This is a genomic window from Lactiplantibacillus herbarum, from assembly GCF_001039045.1.
Classification (GTDB): Bacteria; Bacillota; Bacilli; order Lactobacillales; family Lactobacillaceae; genus Lactiplantibacillus; species Lactiplantibacillus herbarum.
Genome location: NZ_LFEE01000030.1, coordinates 137 through 14,222 on the forward strand (window position 1 = coordinate 137; position 14,086 = coordinate 14,222).

At 45.2% G+C, this 14,086-nt stretch carries 11 protein-coding genes and 1 pseudogene; 7 read left to right on the forward strand and 5 right to left on the reverse strand.

What is annotated here, in order from left to right:
* Positions 1 to 418 (forward strand): LPXTG cell wall anchor domain-containing protein (locus ACG95_RS14665; RefSeq protein ID WP_202812193.1); only part of this gene is annotated, 418 nt, incomplete at its 5' end.
* Between the two features lie 175 nt (positions 419 to 593).
* Here ACG95_RS14665 and ACG95_RS09505 read toward each other — a convergent pair.
* The gene (locus ACG95_RS09505) at positions 594 to 1,478 is read right to left on the reverse strand and encodes a polyphosphate kinase 2 family protein (RefSeq protein WP_048000293.1); all 885 of its coding nucleotides are present in this window, start codon (positions 1,476 to 1,478) and stop codon (positions 594 to 596) included.
* Between the two features lie 334 nt (positions 1,479 to 1,812).
* On the opposite strand from ACG95_RS09505, the gene ACG95_RS09510 reads away from it, so the two are divergent.
* Together ACG95_RS09510 and ACG95_RS09515 are read left to right on the forward strand one after the other, a co-directional pair.
* Positions 1,813 to 2,769, forward strand: coding sequence for a nucleoside hydrolase (locus ACG95_RS09510; protein ID WP_048000294.1), 957 nt, complete (start codon positions 1,813 to 1,815; stop codon positions 2,767 to 2,769).
* 229 nt (positions 2,770 to 2,998) lie between these two features.
* A pseudogene (locus tag ACG95_RS09515) lies at positions 2,999 to 3,903 on the forward strand (ribonuclease H1 domain-containing protein).
* Positions 3,904 to 3,995: 92 nt separating this feature from the next.
* On the opposite strand, the gene ACG95_RS09520 reads toward ACG95_RS09515, so the two are convergent.
* A complete protein-coding gene (locus tag ACG95_RS09520) occupies positions 3,996 to 4,769 on the reverse strand; it encodes a Cof-type HAD-IIB family hydrolase (RefSeq protein WP_048000295.1) in 774 nt (257 codons plus the stop codon).
* A gap of 15 nt (positions 4,770 to 4,784) precedes the next feature.
* Positions 4,785 to 5,723, reverse strand: a complete 939-nt coding sequence (locus tag ACG95_RS09525; protein WP_048000296.1) for a LacI family DNA-binding transcriptional regulator — start codon at positions 5,721 to 5,723, stop codon at positions 4,785 to 4,787.
* A gap of 175 nt (positions 5,724 to 5,898) precedes the next feature.
* Here ACG95_RS09525 and ACG95_RS09530 point away from each other — a divergent pair, with 175 nt between their 5' ends.
* Positions 5,899 to 6,762 carry a MurR/RpiR family transcriptional regulator gene (locus ACG95_RS09530; RefSeq protein ID WP_048000297.1) on the forward strand — a complete coding sequence of 288 codons (864 nt, stop codon included), beginning with the start codon at positions 5,899 to 5,901 and terminating at the stop codon, positions 6,760 to 6,762.
* Between the two features lie 213 nt (positions 6,763 to 6,975).
* Here ACG95_RS09530 and ACG95_RS09535 read toward each other — a convergent pair whose 3' ends face one another.
* Positions 6,976 to 7,953, reverse strand: a complete 978-nt coding sequence (locus ACG95_RS09535; protein WP_048000298.1) for a Gfo/Idh/MocA family protein — start codon at positions 7,951 to 7,953, stop codon at positions 6,976 to 6,978.
* A gap of 17 nt (positions 7,954 to 7,970) precedes the next feature.
* The gene (locus ACG95_RS09540; protein WP_048000299.1) at positions 7,971 to 8,990 is read right to left on the reverse strand and encodes a Gfo/Idh/MocA family oxidoreductase; all 1,020 of its coding nucleotides are present in this window, start codon (positions 8,988 to 8,990) and stop codon (positions 7,971 to 7,973) included.
* Positions 8,991 to 9,213: 223 nt separating this feature from the next.
* Here ACG95_RS09540 and ACG95_RS09545 point away from each other — a divergent pair, with 223 nt between their 5' ends.
* From ACG95_RS09545 to ACG95_RS09555, 3 genes are all read left to right on the forward strand, one after another.
* A complete protein-coding gene (locus tag ACG95_RS09545; RefSeq protein ID WP_048000300.1) occupies positions 9,214 to 11,217 on the forward strand; it encodes a Na+/H+ antiporter in 2,004 nt (667 codons plus the stop codon).
* Between the two features lie 207 nt (positions 11,218 to 11,424).
* Entirely contained in the window at positions 11,425 to 13,179 is a 1,755-nt protein-coding gene (locus ACG95_RS09550) for a 1-deoxy-D-xylulose-5-phosphate synthase (protein WP_048000301.1), read from the forward strand.
* A gap of 321 nt (positions 13,180 to 13,500) precedes the next feature.
* Positions 13,501 to 14,055 (forward strand): cysteine hydrolase family protein, encoded by a 555-nt coding sequence (locus tag ACG95_RS09555; RefSeq protein WP_048000302.1) that lies wholly within the window; start codon positions 13,501 to 13,503, stop codon positions 14,053 to 14,055.
* Positions 14,056 to 14,086: the final 31 nt, after the last annotated feature.

Here is a 14,086-nt window from a genome sequence, read left to right on the forward strand (position 1 = left end):
TACTGAACCAGAAAAACCTGGTACTACTGACCCCGAAAATCCTGATATTACTAAGCCAGAAAATCCTGACGTCTCTAAGCCAGAAAATCCCGGTATTACTAGTTCCGAGAAACCTGGCACTACCAAGCCAGAGAATCCTACTGTTACGGCACCAAGTACAAGTCAAGCTGGTTCACAACCGGTGGTTTCTGACTCAATACCAGCCACAGCAACGACTAATACCAATGGTCAACAACCATTGACTAGCCAGCCAAATACGTTTGCAACTAGTCCAGCCGCAACACCAGTCAAAGCAGCGGCAACATTACCACAAACTAACGAGCGTACGACTCCTTGGATTGTTTGGTTAGGATTGCTCTTGCTACTCGCGTTAGTCGGTGGTAGTTACATGCTTATTCGTCATCGGCGTCAAAACTAAAAAGTATTTATCAGTAAGATTTGGGCATCGCCTAAAAAAATAATGATTGTGTACTTTGCAGTCATCGTTTCGATGCAACCAAATACGGGACCTACCCAATGCGAACACGTTTGTACTATTTATGTCTTTGATACCCAAAAGGGAGCTACGATTAACGTCGCAGCTCCCTTTTATCTTAATCTTTTTCTTTATCCAATTGCTCCAGCCCGGTTTTCAACTGCATTTGAGCAGCCGCATCTAACGATGGATAGGCCAGAGGTAACTCACCCAACCGTTGATTGATGATCTCCGAAACGCTGAGTCGTGAATACCACTTGCTATCGGATGGAATCACGTACCAGGGCACTTGTTTCGTCGCAGTATTCGTAATGGCGTCATCATAAACTCGCTGGTAGTCATCCCAATACTTACGCTCGCGAACATCCGCAGCCGAAAACTTCCAGTTGTGACTAGGAATCTCGATACGCCGCATAAACCGTTGCTTCTGTTCAGCCTTCGACATGTGTAGGAAGAATTTCAACACTAAGTAGCCATTGTTCTGTAAGTAATCTTCAAAGTAACGCAAATCTTGAAAGCGCTGGTTGAAGAAATCGTCGTTCACTTGACTAGCATCCGTGATGCCACCCACGTGTTCGTTTACAATAATCTCAGGATGGACCCGACTAACTAACACGTCCTCATAATAAGAACGATTGAAAATCCCGATCATTCCGCGCTTAGGAACCCGGTTATGAATGCGCCACAAGTAGTCATGTGCCAATTCATTACTTGTAGGTTGTTTGAATGAAGTGACTTCACAGCCCTGTGGATTCACACCACTCATGACGTGCGCAATCATACTATCCTTACCAGCCGCATCCATTGCTTGAAAAATGAGCACAACACCGTAACGATCCTGTGCGTATAATTTCCCCTGCAATTCCTTCAGCTGTTTGATGTTATTGGCAATTTGAGCCTTAATGGCCTTTTCATCTTGAAACTCGGCTGGTTCTGCCGTTGTTAGTTCATTTAACCCTAATGACTTCTTACCACGATATCGATATTGCTTTTCAAAATTCACGTCTCTGTCTTCCCCTCGATTAATGAAATTACTTATTTTATTTGCTGTATTAGTCCGTTACCTAGCATATTCCTAATTAAGGAAGGCGTCCTATTTTTACACAGCTATTAACGGTTACTTAACCAACCATCATGTTCTGCATCAATATTTTTAGTATAGGTCAGCATCTTCATTTTGACTAGTTATCACATCACAAAAACAATTCCGAACAATTATGACTAATTTTATAATTTAATTCGCCGTCAGCCGTTGTCAGCACCTGCTGAAACGTTTACAATTAAAACATAGCTTTACGTCTTAGGCACCTTAGACCTAATCAGGGAGGATGTTTTACATGGCAAAACGTAAAATGATTTTAGATTTAGATACTGGTATCGATGATGCAATGGCGATCGCCTACGCGGTTGGCGCTCCAAATGTTGATTTAATTGGGATTATTTGTTCTTACGGGAACTGTTTAGTTGATCAAGCTGGTATTAACAGTTTGCAAATTCTTGAACTACTCGGTGCTACCGATGTTCCCGTCTTTTTAGGCGAACCACATTCTAGTACCACTGAGCACTTCGATGTGATGCCAATTTCACAACAAATCCACGGTATGAACGGTATCGGTGACGTATCCTTACCTGAACCAAAACGTGCAATCGAAGAACAGTCTGGCGTTGATTTTCTAATTGATGCTGTCCACCAATACGGTGCCGACTTAACTTTAATTCCAACCGGTCCACTAACTAACTTAGCGGAAGCCTTGGAAAAGGCCCCAGATATTGCCACTACCATTGGTAACGTAACTATCATGGGTGGCGCCCTAACCGTTCCTGGTAACGTTAGTCATTACGCTGAAGCCAACATCAACCAAGATGCGGAAGCTGCGGATGACGTGTTCACCAGTGACCTCCCATTAACCATGGTTGGCTTGGACGTTACATTACGGACGTTATTGACTAAGACTGAAACGCAACAATGGCGTGACTTAAAAACCACTGCCGGTGAAAAATTTGCGGATATCGTTGATTTCTACATCGCTGCTTATGACATCACGAGCCCTGACTTACACGGTTGTGCCTTACATGATCCATTAGCCGTTGGTGTTTCACTTGATCCAAGTTTCGTGACCACCCTCGACTTAAATATGTACGTGCAGCATAGTGGTGAAGATTACGGCCGGACAATTGGTGATCCAGCACGTTTGAATGAACCTACTAACGTCACGGTTGCTTTAAAAGTTGATCGCGAACGGTACCTCAAGACGTTCATGACTTATTTGACCGATCTTTTCCAACAACATTAATTTTGAAACTCAGCCGCTACCGGAATTTAATTCGGTGGCGGTTTTTGTTAAAATAAAATCAGCAGTTCCGATCATTAATATGAATTGGTAACTGATACGACCGGATTATTGCCACAATACTTAATTGGCAGGCTGCAATACCTAGTTCTATGACGATCGAATTTTAACCGACAACAAATGCTAAACGAATTTATGACCAATTAATTACTTTATGAAAGTAGGCATCCACATGGCACAAAAATATTACGCCGTTCGTAAGGGACACAACCCGGGATTTACCGGACTTGGCCCGAAACACAAAAGCAAGTTAATGGCTACCCACATGCAGAATACAAGAGTTTCACCAGTGAAGCCGAAGCACAGGCATTTATGGCTGGCAAATCCAGCCCTTCACGCCCACAAACTAAACATTCTAAGACCTCAGCAACCACTAACCAACCAGCTGTCAAAGCAGAGATTACCGTGTATACCGATGGTGGTTCCCGCAATACCGGTAACGTGGCTGGACAACACGTTCACGCTGGCGACCGCGCGGCTTGGGCCTACCGGATTGAACTCCCTGACCAATTAGTAACGGATTCTGCTGGTGAATGGGGCGCAACCAATAACCGGATGGAAATCATGGCCTTCTTGGAAGCATTAAAACAATTGGTTCGTTTAGACAAAACCGACGCTGAGATTCTCTTCGTCCTCGACTCCCAGTACGTGCTCAACGCCGTCACTAAGGGCTGGTTGTCTGGCTGGAAACGACGTGGCTGGAAACGCAGCAACGGTGAATTAGTGAACGCTGAACTATGGCAAGCCGTTGATCCGTTACTCCCAAAATTCAAACATCTCAATTATCGTTGGACTAAGGGGCACGCAACCAACCAAGGAAACGTCTTCGTTGACCACTTACTGAATCAGTCGATGGATCAGATGGTATCTGGACAACCAGCGCAAGCCTCAACGGGAGCTACGGTCAGTCAGCAACGTACATCATCATCCACTCAAAAGACGGTAACTAGGTCAAAAACGGTTCCAACACAATCACAGATTACTACACCTAACCCAACCAGTGAAGCACAACCAGCTGATCCAGAAACAGTTGCCCGTTCCGTGGCAGCAATTCGGAAAATGCTACAGGATAAATAATCATCAGACCATCAAAAAACGACTAGCTCTTAAAACAGCTAGTCGCTTTTCGTAAACGTAATTATCAATGTCTTTAATTTCAAGCTACCAATTTAGTCAATCCAGCCGATAGCTTTAAGCCCGTATTCAATCCCATCATGATCACAATCCTTAGTGGTCATATCGGCTTGTGCCTGAATCTCAGGTGTGGCATTGCCCATTGCAATTCCGATACCCGCACTCTGCAGCATTTCCCGATCATTCTGGTTGTCACCAAAAGCAACCACGTTTTCGGGCGCTACGTTTAGTGATGCCGCCAATTTGGCGATGCCACGAGCCTTAGAGCCGACCCTAGGAATAATATCGACACCATAGTCGTGAAAACGCACAAACGAAAATTCATCCGCATGAGGTAATTTTTCGTTCACTTCACGTGGAAAGAACATCATCGCCTGATAAATATCGTGTTCTAAGTAGTAATCTGGTGCATAATCAACCGTTGGTGCGTGGAAGGTATTGAGAACATCCTTGGTCTTCTGTGACAAATGAGTGTGCGCGTGCAAACCATCTAACGATTCAAAAATAATATCCACGTTTTCTTCATCCGCAGCTTCCACTAATTCCTGAATATTTGCACGTGACAAGGTATGTTCATGAACCTGTTCATGATTCGCAAAAGCGGCTGAACCATTGCAAAGGACAAAATCATGCAAGTCTAGTCGCTCAATGACGGTACGCGCCATCGCTAAATTACGACCAGTCGCAATCGCCACGTTGATCTTCTGCTGTTTTAATTTTTCTATACTCGTTAAGGTACTCTCTAAGAACGTCTTGTTACTTGATAATAACGTATCATCAATATCAAAAACTGCTAATCTTGCTACCATAATTGGGCCTCCAGCCTATCGTTCAATAAATTCTGATTTTATTAATTGGTGCTTCTTCGTCTGACTAATGACGAGTTCAAAGGCTGCTTGTCCCAATGCTTCTAAGTGGTGATCAATCGTTGGTAATCCTAGCAAACGACTTGATAATAAGTTCTCCTGTCCAATCACCTTAATTGGGGTTAACTGATGATCCTTATAGTATTGATAAATACCGGCACCAATATCGTCACCATTCGCTAGAACAGCATCCACTGCCGGATTCAATTTGGCAAAATACTCGCCTGCTCGATAGCCGTCATCATAAGTAACGGTACCTTCAAACAGGTTCTTATCCGCTAAATCGCCGTAAACCTGCTGATAAGCCTGCCGCGTCATACGGGCACTCGCACTGATCATATTATCGCGACTCAACACGACACCGACGTTCTGATAACCCGACTTTTTGGCCCAAGTTAACGCGTCCACGTATGAATTAGCGCGATCCGTATACGCTGCGGGTAACGGACAGTATTTGCCGGGGTCTTCACAACAGACGATCTGACCATATTTCTGATACCGTTCGAGGGATGCCATCGATCCGCTACGTGACGTGAAGATCAAGCCGTCAAACGCCTTACTGCGCAACTGTTCCAAGTAATTCCGTTCGACCGTTAAGTCATAATGGGTCGGTAACAGTGTAATCTTGTACCCAGCCGCAAAGCCCGTATTAACGATGCCATCCACAATCCGAGCAAAGTACGGATGGTTGGCATATGGCAGGACAACTCCGATCGTTTTAGTCGCCCCTCGGCTCAGGTCACGTGCCAAGCGGTTCGGCACGTAATCCAATTCGCGCATAATCGTTTCAATTTTAAGACGTTTGTCATCAGCCACGTACTTGCGATGGTTAATGACCCGCGAGACCGTCGACACGGAATAGCCGGATAGACGTGCAATGTCATGAATATTGGTCATGTTATTCTCTCCTACGATTGGTACAATTTTTGACATGTTGCACGTGCCATTTTGCCAGTACTTCGATCATAATTTATGAAACCGGTACCAGGTCAACTGATATTTAACGGATCACCGAATTTAATTCGCCTTAAACGTGATTCTATCGTAAAATATCATTGAATGAGGTGAGCACGTGCAATTAATCGATCAATTGAAGCAACAATCTGATTTTACCACTACTGAAAAACGAATTGCGGCCTATATTTTGGCCCATCCACAAGCATTGACTAAAATTTACTTAAAAGACTTGGCCGCTAAAACTTATACGTCCCACTCGGCCATCATCCGTTTGGCCCAAAAATTAGGTTACCAGGGCTTTCGCGACTTCCAACGCACCCTGACCACTGAACTAGCGAGTCAGGCGCAAACTGCCGAAACGGTCGACGCAAATTTTCCGTTCACGGCAGATGACTCCGTGACCATGATCAGTAAACAACTCGCTGATTTGAGCGCTAGTGCAATTCAAACAGCGCAACGCCAAGTCGACACGGCTCAATTAGCACAGGCAGCGCAACTCTTAGCTCAAGCTAAGCGCATCTTCCTATTTTCACAGGGAGATTCACAACTCCGCGCCCGCAGCTTTCAGAACAAGCTCGTCAAGGTCAACCGCTTTGCATTGATTGCCGAGGAATATGCCGACGAAGCGTGGAATGCTGCTAATCTGACCACAGACGATTGCGCGATGATTATTTCATACGCCGGAACGACTAAAACTCATCAACAATTCGCCAGCTACTTTCATGAACACCATATTCCCGTAGTCGTTCTGACCGGCAATCCCGATTCACCGTTACTCGACCTAGCAACCAATTCCTTACTGACGATCCAAGATGAATACCACTTCGCTAAGATTGGTACGTTTGCGTCGCAGGCCGCATTTGAATACGTCCTTAATACCTTGTTCGCTGTGATGTACGCGCAAGAATTTGAGACCAATCTTCAGGGGTTGCAACAGAAACAGCAGTTGATGCAGGACGGGCCATTAACAACGAAATAAAGATTGTATCTCCGCTACGCCAAAATAAAATGGGGCTGTGACAAAAGTCGCAGTCCCTTATTTCATTCCAAATGTTAATAGCCAAAAACCAGTTACCTCCGCCTAGTGACGAAATCCAAACGATTGAAACCCCCAATCATTCGTCTTTCTAGGCTATGCTCAGCAACTAACCGGCTTTTGTCCCACGCTCATTTTATTTACACTTCAGTTCACTTACCCTAATTGTAATCCAGCACTCTGCACTGCTTGATCCACCACCTGCATCACAGCCTGTGAATGGTCCAGCTGTGTCTTGACGGTATCCATATCATGGTCGGCAATCACTCGTTCAAATTCAACAAACTCCGCGTGCATCCGGTGACTAGCTTGGTTGAGTGCAATGTCGTTAGTCGTGCCATCATGTAACGTTTCAGTAAAACCCTCGACAGTATTAGTGGGTCCGTTAACAATGATTGACCCAGCCGTCCCTTGAATCGTTGAACGTACTGGCGAAGTGCAATCCTTAGCACCAATACAGACAACCTTCACATCAGGATATTCCATGACCAAGATTCCCGATGTATCAATGTCACGTTCAATATTAGCAACATATTGAACCCGGGTTGGTGCACCCAACAGACCTACTACAAAGTGAATGTTGTAGATATTTAAATCCATCAACGCCCCACCACCGAGCTTCGTATTAAACTCTGGCAAGACTTCCCCAGCCTTGAAACGATCGTAGCGTGATGAGTACTGTGAGTAATTACATTCGATCACTTTTAAATCACCCAACTGTTTCAAATCACGTTTGATTGCTTGGTAATTTTCCAAGTACTGGTTGGTAATGGCTTCAATCAAAACTAAATCTTTTGATAAAGCCAACTCGCGTAATTCTGCCAACTGGTCAGCGGCCAGCGTAAATGGCTTCTCACAGATGACATTTTTACCTGCTTGCAACGCCTGTTTCGTAAACTGGTAGTGTAACGAATTTGGTAATGCCACATATACCGTATCGATGTCAGGATTAGCAAGTAACGTCTCATAATCCGTATAGATTGTTGTAATCCGATACTGACTTTGTAGCTTTTCAGCACGTTCAACACTGTGCGGTGTCGTCAACAATCCTGCTAGCTCAATCGCTGGAATCTGTGTCACCATCGGCAAAAACTCCTGAACAATCTTCCCAGTTCCTAGTACCCCTAATTTCATCGCAATCCCTCCTAATCTTAGTGACGAACCTGACTAATACCCTGTTCCAGCATTTGGATTTGTAATAGCGTCTCTTCATCCTTAACTAACTTGGGTTGGCCATTGATAATACTCTCATATAAGCCAGCGTACACTCGACTGTAGTCACCTAATTCAGAAACGACACTTTCTTCATGGTACTGACCAGCGTCATCCATATATGTGACCGTCCCGTAATTCTCAGGTTGATCCACACCGAAATCCGCGTGATCTGGCATGTAAAAATGCTTAAGATCCGTTTCCTGCCGATCCTTATCCGTCTTAACAAACATCCCTTTTTTACCATAAACGACGAAGCTTGGGCGCTGCTTGATGCGAAAATAGCTAGACTTGACGGAGACTTTCAACGTCCCGTAATACATATCAATATCAAAATAGTCATTCATCCGGTCTTTGCCCAATAACTGGCGGACATCATAGTGGACGTCATCAGGTCGACCAAAGTAGGCGATGACTTGATCTAAGGTATGGCAAGCATGCCCGTATAAATAACTCGTATCCAATGAGAAGTGGTCGACATTAGTTGGCACTTCCGGACGGAAATAATCGTAGTGCATTTCGACTTCCAATAAGTCACCTAGTACGCCACTCTCAATCACCTTTTGAGTGGTTAAGTAGTCGGAATCAAAGCGGCGATTTTGGTAACACTGGATCAACAACTGCTTTTCTTTAGCTAATGCGAATAGTTCCTGCGCTTCTTCAGACGTCTCAGTAAATGGCTTTTCAACCAAGGCATTTTTACCGTGATTTAAAATGTCCTTAGCTACCGCGTAATGCGTATGACTCGGCGTTGAAACGACCACTAGCTGAATCTCAGGATCATCGTAGATATCATTAATATCCGTTGTGTAGTGCACACCTTCGATTGGCTGCCAGTCCTGTCTCCCTGAACGTGAATAGATCGTCTTCACCTTAATCTGATCTTTTAATTTCAAAGCAAATGGCAAGTGGTACCGATTAGCGCTTTTACCATTACCGATGTAAGCAATTGTTAACATGAGTCGTCCTCCAGTCAATTTGATAACTTCATTATACCGGGTCAGCTACAATTACCAAGGAATAACGCTGATTTAGGTCAGCGGGTCCATAATTGGGCCTTAGGGTCGATAACGTTGAACATTAAGTTCAGCCCCAATCGCCGCTAATCGTTGTAGATGATACTTTTATCCTCGCAATTGCGTTAAAATTAAGTAACTTTACTAATCAAGGAGGAAACCTGGTTTGCAAACCGTTTTCTTAGTTCTATTACTCGTCGCAGCGGTCGTAGTCGCTAACGCCGTCTATGCTCGCTTTGATCAGGTCCCCGTTGCCTTTCTGCAGATTGGCGCTGGCCTGCTTCTATCACTCATTCCGTTATATCAGGATTTTGAATTAGAACCCGAGATTTTTCTATTCGTCATCATCTCGATTCTGATGTTCAACGATGGCCAAAATACGAACATCCGTAAACTCAGCCATCAATTCGGAACCACCTTGTCACTGTCGGTGGTCTTAGCAATTCTCACCGTCTTGATTGTTGGTGTCGTCACCCACTTACTGATTCCGGAGTTCTCATTAGCCCTAGCCTTGGCGTTAGGTGCCATCATCACTCCAACCGATGCGGTGGCAGTCTCCTCAATAACCACCAAAGTCGCCATTCCAGGTGAAGTGATGACCACCCTTGAAAATGAATCACTATTCAACGATGCTTCTGGAATCGTGGCCTTCAACTTAGCGATTGCTGCCATCGTAACCGGTCAATTTTCAGTCTGGCACGGAATCACTAACTTCCTGTACGTTTTCGTCGGTGGTATTCTGGTCGGCCTGATTCTCGGCTACGTCATCGTATCCGTTTGCATCATGTTGAGCAACATGCGCGTCGATGCCCCATCCGTGATCGTGCCGTATACTTTACTGACACCATTTGTCGTCTACTTCCTAGCTGAATCACTCGGCGTATCCGGGATTTTAGCCGTCGTTGCGACTGGCTTGATTCATGGCATTCAGTCCGATCGACTACGATTAACGACGTCACGGTTGCAGATTGTTATGACCACCACCTGGTCAATTGTCGCTAGTATCCTCAACGGAATCGTGTTCGTCCTTCTGGGTGTTTCCTTGCCTAGTGTCATCAAACACCTGCAACAACGCGATACCGGTTCCGTAGCCGTCTTAATTGGTCTCGGCGTCCTGCTCTACGTTATCATGACGCTGGCGCGTTTCTTATGGACCCGTTTCGATCTCGCCAGAATCCGTGCGTGGGATACTCAAGAAAAGACGCGTAATGCCTTTGTCATGGCACTGAGTGGCGTTCACGGAACAATTACCCTTGCCATGGCATTCTCACTACCCTTAACTTTAAATGGCAGCAGTTTTCCCTATCGTAATGATATTATCTTCATTGCCGCAGTGGTTATCCTGACCAGCCTGTTAGTGCCAACGATCTTACTGCCAATGACGTTGCCAAAACAGAAAGTTAAAGTCACTGAAGAAGAACTCGCAGCGGCTAAAGCTGACATGGTCACTAATGCAATCACTTTAATGCAGGCTCGCCACGGTAACAATGCTAGCACCGGTAATGTGAGTGCAATTCTGTCCGGCCAACGCGTCTTAGACGGCCGCCCCAAACAGGCACAGTTATCCGCTCTGTTCGATGAAACATTTGCCATTGAACAGACGACAGTCGATACGATGGTCGCAAATAATGAGATTGACCCCCACGCCGCTGAAAAGTACATGCGCGTGGCTAGTCAAACGCGGATTCAGAATCAACAGACCTTTTTTGAACGTCTACGCCTGTTCTTTAAATTCACATTCATCAAGTTTTCATTGAGTAAAAAAGCACGTGCCCGGCGTAAGCGATTCCGCCAGTACCGTCCTCGCACTGGTCAGACGCGTGGCGAACTAATTGAGCGCAACCGTCAGATGTGGGCTCAGATGCGTCAGATCGAACAGAAGCCTTACGACGCTGTCTTGCAGTACTTAAGCGATACAATTACCGCTGAAAACCAGCAAGCCATCGGAATCGTCCGTCGTGCTTATGACGAACGACACCGACGTTTGTCTGGTGAACGTGACATGCAGGAAACCCAGAATGAGTTACTGATCGAAGCTTTCCAATTAGAATATAACTTTATTCAGAGTCAGCTGGCTAATCAAACGTATAATCAGGAACTTGGCAACCAACTCTACGAACAGATTTCAACCGATCAACTCGTCTATTTGCAGTCGATCAACGCTGACTAGTAGTTAGTAATACTGATCGTTAAACCGAGTCCAGAGATTCACTCCGGGCTCGGTTTTTATTATCTTGAGCATTCATAACTAATCATTATTAAATTATAATTGGTTATAAATATATTTTTAAAGCGTCAACAGAGTTCTTGTCTTAGAGTAGCTCTAAGGTGGTAAGCTATAGTTATCTTTTAAAATGAGAAAGCGAGCGATACTTAAATGGAAACCCCAATATTACAACGAATCAATCAACCAGCAGATCTTAAACAGCTTTCATTACCAGAATTAACCCAGTTAGCTGCCGAAATCCGCCAACTTCTACTCAACAAAGTTAGTCAAACCGGTGGTCACGTTGGCCCTAACTTGGGAGTTGTCGAACTGACGATTGCCTTTCACACAATTTTTAACTCACCAACGGACAAGGTTGTTTGGGATGTTTCACATCAATCCTATACTCACAAAATCTTAACCGGCCGTAAGCAAGCTTGGTTAGAGGCTGACCACTATGAAGATGTCAGTGGCTATACCGCCCCCGAAGAGAGTCCTCACGACTACTTCAATATTGGCCACACATCGACCTCGATCGCCTTAGCTACTGGGATGGCCGTTGCCCGTGACTTACAAGGTAAAGCTGGCAACGTCATGGCTGTTATTGGTGACGGCTCATTATCCGGTGGTTTAGCCCTCGAAGGTTTGAACATTGCCGCTACTTTGAAATCCAACTTAATCATTCTCGTTAACGACAATGGCATGTCGATTGCCGAAGATCACGGTGGTCTATATGGCAACTTGCGGGAACTACGCGAAACTAAAGGCACAAGCAGTCACAACCTATTCAAAGACTTCGGTTTCGACTACCAGTACGTTGACGATGGTAACGACTTAGCAACGATGCTCGCAGCTTTCAAAGCCGTTAAGGACAGCGATCATCCAGTGATTCTACACGTGCACACTGAGAAAGGTCATGGTTACCAGCCTGCCATCACCAATAAGGAGGCCTTTCACTGGCATGTCCCATTTGACCTACAGACTGGTCAGACGTTGCATCCCAATACCAACGAAAGCTACGTTGACGTTATTCATGCTACTTTAGAAAAAGAGCTAGCTGATCAAACACCAATCACGGCAATTACTGCGGCCATTCCGGGCGGTTATGACTTGAAACGTTTCGGTCGTTTGCATCCTGAACGTTACTTCGATGTCGGCATTGCCGAACAAGAATCGATCACCTTTGCAGCTGGTCAAGCACAACAAGGGTTACGTCCAATCGTCTTCCACTCTGGCACATTCTTACAACGCGCTTATGACCAACTTTCACACGACTTAGGTATCAATAAGTTACCCGTCACGATTATGGTTTCAGGTGGTCGCATCTCAGCCGGTGACCCAACACACCAAGGGGTCTTTGACGTTGCCATGCTCAGCAATATTCCGAACTTAACTTACTTGGCACCAACGACTAAGGAAGAACTTGCGGCTATGATGCACTGGTCCTTACAACAAACTGACGGACCAGTCGCAATCCGAGTCCCAAGTAACGGCGTACATTCCGCACCGTTAGCTGACTTCAAACCAACACAAATGCGTACTTTACACACTGGTCATCAAGTTGCACTACTCGGTGTTGGGAGTCTCTTGCCATTAGCAGAAAGTGTTCAACTACAATTGGCTGCTAAGCATATTGATGCCACGGTCATTGATCCCCGTAACATCTCTGATCTTGATACAACGACCTTAGCTCAGCTAAAAGCCGACCATCAATTAGTGGTCACCTTAGAGGAAGCTAGTCTCAGTGGCGGTTTTGGCGAAAAAGTCAGTCGTTACTACGGTGACTCTCCAATGCGTGTCCTTACCTTTGGCGCTGCTAAACGCTTCAACGATCGTGAGACAACTGAAGAACTCTTACACGAATTCAAATTGACGCCGGACCAGATCGTGGCAGATGTGCAAGCACAGTTGGCAACACTTAAATAAATACGGTGGCTAAGCTGCTGTTCATGGACTTAGTTGTAGTTACTCGATGTTAACCGTTAATGATTACTAGACGCTTGGGATTTTTTCCTGAGCGTTTTTTGATGGATGTTAACTGTCGAAACGTGCGCCAAAAGCCAGTTGCTTCCGCTTAGCTACGGAAAGCAAACGATTGAAAAACACAATCATTCGGCTTCCTAGGCTATGCTCAGCAACTAACCGGCTTTTGTCCCACTCTACTCTAATTGACATTCCCCCTCATATTGCTTACATTAATGGATAAGTAAATCAGATATCGCGTTCATTTTTGAGGAGGAATCGATGATGGCAAGTAACCAAGCGTTATTAATTATTGACTATACGAATGACTTTGTTGCAGACGATGGTGCCCTAACTTGTGGCGAACCTGGGCAAGCTCTGGCCCCTCGCATCGTTCAGTTGGCTGATCAGATGTCTGCTGCTGGTGATTGGGTTCTTCTACCCACCGACGTTCACACGCCCAACGATCCTTACCACCCAGAGAGCAAACTCTTCCCACCCCACAATGTCCGGAACACGTGGGGCCGTGAATTATACGGACCACTCAAAGATTGGTACGAAGAACACCAAACTGAATCAACTGTTTGGGAATTCGACAAGACGCGCTACAGTTCATTTGCAGGTACTGACCTCGATCTGCGGTTACGAGAACGCCACGTCGACACGCTCCACTTAGTTGGTGTTTGTACAGATATTTGCGTGCTTCATACCGCCGTTGATGCCTATAACTTAGGTTATCAATTAGTGATTCATCAAGATGCGGTCGCCAGTTTTGATGCAGCTGGTCACGAATGGGCGTTACGTCATTTTAAGAACAGCTTAGGGGCGACGGTTTTATAAAAAGAGTGTGACATAAGGCGGTTAGTTTGCG

Excerpts from the sequence above, each read along its gene's own strand:
- ACG95_RS09540 (WP_048000299.1), bottom strand. The coding sequence starts at position 8,990 with ATGTTAACAATTGCTTACATCGGTAATGGTAAAAGCGCTAATCGGTAC.
- ACG95_RS09535 (WP_048000298.1), bottom strand. The coding sequence starts at position 7,953 with ATGAAATTAGGGGTACTAGGAACTGGGAAGATTGTTCAGGAGTTTTTG.
- ACG95_RS09525 (WP_048000296.1), bottom strand. The coding sequence starts at position 5,723 with ATGACCAATATTCATGACATTGCACGTCTATCCGGCTATTCCGTGTCG.
- ACG95_RS09550 (WP_048000301.1), top strand. The coding sequence starts at position 11,425 with ATGGAAACCCCAATATTACAACGAATCAATCAACCAGCAGATCTTAAA.
- ACG95_RS09520 (WP_048000295.1), bottom strand. The coding sequence starts at position 4,769 with ATGGTAGCAAGATTAGCAGTTTTTGATATTGATGATACGTTATTATCA.
- ACG95_RS09510 (WP_048000294.1), top strand. The coding sequence starts at position 1,813 with ATGGCAAAACGTAAAATGATTTTAGATTTAGATACTGGTATCGATGAT.
- ACG95_RS09555 (WP_048000302.1), top strand. The coding sequence starts at position 13,501 with ATGGCAAGTAACCAAGCGTTATTAATTATTGACTATACGAATGACTTT.